This window comes from Candidatus Limimorpha sp., from assembly GCF_056203535.1.
Genome location: NZ_JBADWU010000093.1, coordinates 1 through 2,452, shown reverse-complemented (window position 1 = coordinate 2,452; position 2,452 = coordinate 1). Strand labels below are relative to the sequence as shown.

Genomic DNA, 2,452 nt, shown 5'->3' with positions numbered 1-2,452 from the left:
CTGGCCCTCTGACCCGTTTTTTTCAAAATTCAGTTATTCGGCAAGCACTGCGCGGACAGAACAGTCCCTTATGCGATCGTAATCTTCCACACTCTGAAAGTCAGGACCGAATTTCAGACAATACGAGGAGATGGTGGAGACACGATCAGCAGACCAATAGTATCCTTCGTTCTGGATGGTGTATTCGTTGGGACTATCATAGTACCAGCAACCAGCAGCAGGAAGGAATATGCTGGAGGTGTTAAAATTGCCCTTGCCTGTGAACTTGCGTCCAGCCACACCATTGACCGTTGTCCACTCTGCATCACAATTAGCATGGAGAGCTTGAAGTTCACCAGATGTTGGCATGCGCCAGTTGCTGCCCCAGTAGTGGATGGCGGCGTCTTTATCGCCAGTCAGGTGAGTACCATGCTCTTTATAATATTCGTAACCACCCTTGTTAAACCAATCGCCCCATTGGTAAAGACCACCAAAATCCTCAGCCTTGTTGTTTGCTGCACCGACGTTGTACTCTGCGAACTTAGGACCATCTGCCCAGAGCTGCACCCAGTTTACGTCGATGTTGCCGGTTCTCTTGGCTGTACCTTTTAATATAGGAATAGTACATGTGTAAATCTTGCCGACACCACTACCGGTAAGACCAAAGTCTTTTAGTGGGATGATCGTTTTGTTGTCTTCAGTAAATAAGCCTAATTTGCCTTCCCAACATGGCATCAGAATATAGCTTTCTCCTTCAGGAATGGTAATGGGTTTTGCATTAGCATAAGATGTGAAATAATAGGCTGGTGTTGGTTTAAGGTCAGCATTAAGCGCACAGTATGTCTGCACATAATCACCACTTTCTGTACGCTTCCATGCTCCAGTAACCGGCTTGCCTATGTTATTCACCTTGATGATATTGTTGAAAATGGACATAGAACATTTGCCGTCTTTAATTTCACCCACAAGATATACCAATTCCTTCAGATCTGTTGTAACTATATTCTCGAAGAAACCAACACAATTGGTTGAGGTATTATCTAAACCATGACCATACACAGCCACATTATAGTAATCGAGAGTCTTGCCCTCAGGCAGGGTGCCGGTAAAGGTTCCGTTTGAAGGGTCGGTGCATTTGAAAGAAACACCATCTTCAAGAATCACAGTATAGTCACCACTATTATTAAAAACAAAATACACCATCACCTCGTCACCCTTTTCCCAGCCGGCGATAGTGAGACCCTTATCGCCGCCCATCGTCACACGGGTCTCAGGCTCAGCCGCAGGTGGGGCGATGGTCAAAGTCACGACATTCTCCTTTGCCTCCTCAACAGGAGCCACCTCGTCGAGGTCCTCGCTGCTACAAGAGGTCATCACTGGGGCAGTCATCATCATCAATGCTGCCAAACTCAAAAATATCTTTTTCATTGTCTTTGCTTTTTAACGGTTGGACACATTGATTTACCAGTCTTCCTCAGTGTAGCCAGCGCCTCCTTCAATCGAAAACGCTGATACTTCATCACCAGGACTCGTGCAGATGATATCTGCCTCCTTGATCTCTACAACCTTAAACTTAGGCGTAAAATACAGTTTCTTCATATTGTGAGGTTTTATTTCATATAAATCGGGCGCAAAATTAAGTAATTTTCAGGAAAAATTATGTGCAAAACGTATATTTCTTTATTTTACCCCCAATTTTCGGACGTTTTGCAAACTTTTTCCGGTTCAAAGGAGCGGTATTGATGAAAAATGGGAAAAACAAAGAAAAGGAACCACGCATTTTTATGGCGTGATTCCCTTCATAAATGCGGGCGGATCAGGTATCCCTTGACCCTTGCAACGTCGTGGAGCAACGATGTGGAGCGAATGGCACGGAATGGCACGCTTCCTCAACGACCGAGGCATCGCAGCCATCGGCCTCAAATTCCGTCTCAACAACACACCGATGCAGATGAGTGGTCAGATGCCTCCGCTGGTCGATGTCACCGGCTTTGCTAAATTCCCAAAGTTTTACTATTATAATATAATAAGGAGTATAATCGCAAGTTGATACGAGACGAAACAAGCCAAAAGACATCAGTTTTTACAAAAATTATCTATTTTTAGAGCATAATGCCACCGATTATATAAATTCGGTGGCATTATTCTTTTATTTTGCAATATTTGACTAACATTTTCGACATTTACGAGCGGCAAAAAGAGAAAAATGATGGGGAAAAGTGATTTTTTCGAGCAAAAATTTGGAGAAAGTGCAGAAAGGATGTAAATTTGCAGCGTCAAATAAGAGAAAACGATAATATTTCTATCGTTTTGACAATAAATACTGACAATATTCTAAGAAATCAATAAAATTTAAAACATTGTGTTATGAGTAAGTTAAGATTTGATGCTATTGAGCAGGCGTTCAAAAAGCACGCAGTAGAGGTTGAAGCCCCTAAGGGTCGTCCATCAGAGTATTTCGGCGAACTCGTCT

General features: G+C 43.1%; 3 protein-coding genes. 1 reads left to right on the top strand and 2 read right to left on the bottom strand.

Features of this window, described 5'->3' with window-relative positions; all coding sequences use genetic code 11:
- Nucleotides 1-33: 33 nt before the first annotated feature.
- On the bottom strand, nt 34-1,407 hold the full coding sequence (locus AC06MN_RS10940; protein WP_475672416.1) for a hypothetical protein: 1,374 nt from the start codon (nt 1,405-1,407) through the stop codon (nt 34-36).
- Nucleotides 1,408-1,440: 33 nt separating this feature from the next.
- Nucleotides 1,441-1,578, bottom strand: coding sequence for a hypothetical protein (locus AC06MN_RS10935; protein ID WP_475672415.1), 138 nt, complete (start codon nt 1,576-1,578; stop codon nt 1,441-1,443).
- 277 nt (nt 1,579-1,855) lie between these two features.
- Here AC06MN_RS10935 and AC06MN_RS10930 point away from each other — a divergent pair, with 277 nt between their 5' ends.
- Nucleotides 1,856-2,029 carry a hypothetical protein gene (locus AC06MN_RS10930; RefSeq protein WP_475672414.1) on the top strand — a complete coding sequence of 58 codons (174 nt, stop codon included), beginning with the start codon at nt 1,856-1,858 and terminating at the stop codon, nt 2,027-2,029.
- Nucleotides 2,030-2,452 lie beyond the last annotated feature (423 nt).

Bases quoted from the DNA above. Each gene is read 5' to 3' on its own strand.
- AC06MN_RS10940 (WP_475672416.1), bottom strand. From the start codon at position 1,407: ATGAAAAAGATATTTTTGAGTTTGGCAGCATTGATGATGATGACTGCC.
- AC06MN_RS10930 (WP_475672414.1), top strand. From the start codon at position 1,856: ATGGCACGCTTCCTCAACGACCGAGGCATCGCAGCCATCGGCCTCAAA.
- AC06MN_RS10935 (WP_475672415.1), bottom strand. From the start codon at position 1,578: ATGAAGAAACTGTATTTTACGCCTAAGTTTAAGGTTGTAGAGATCAAG.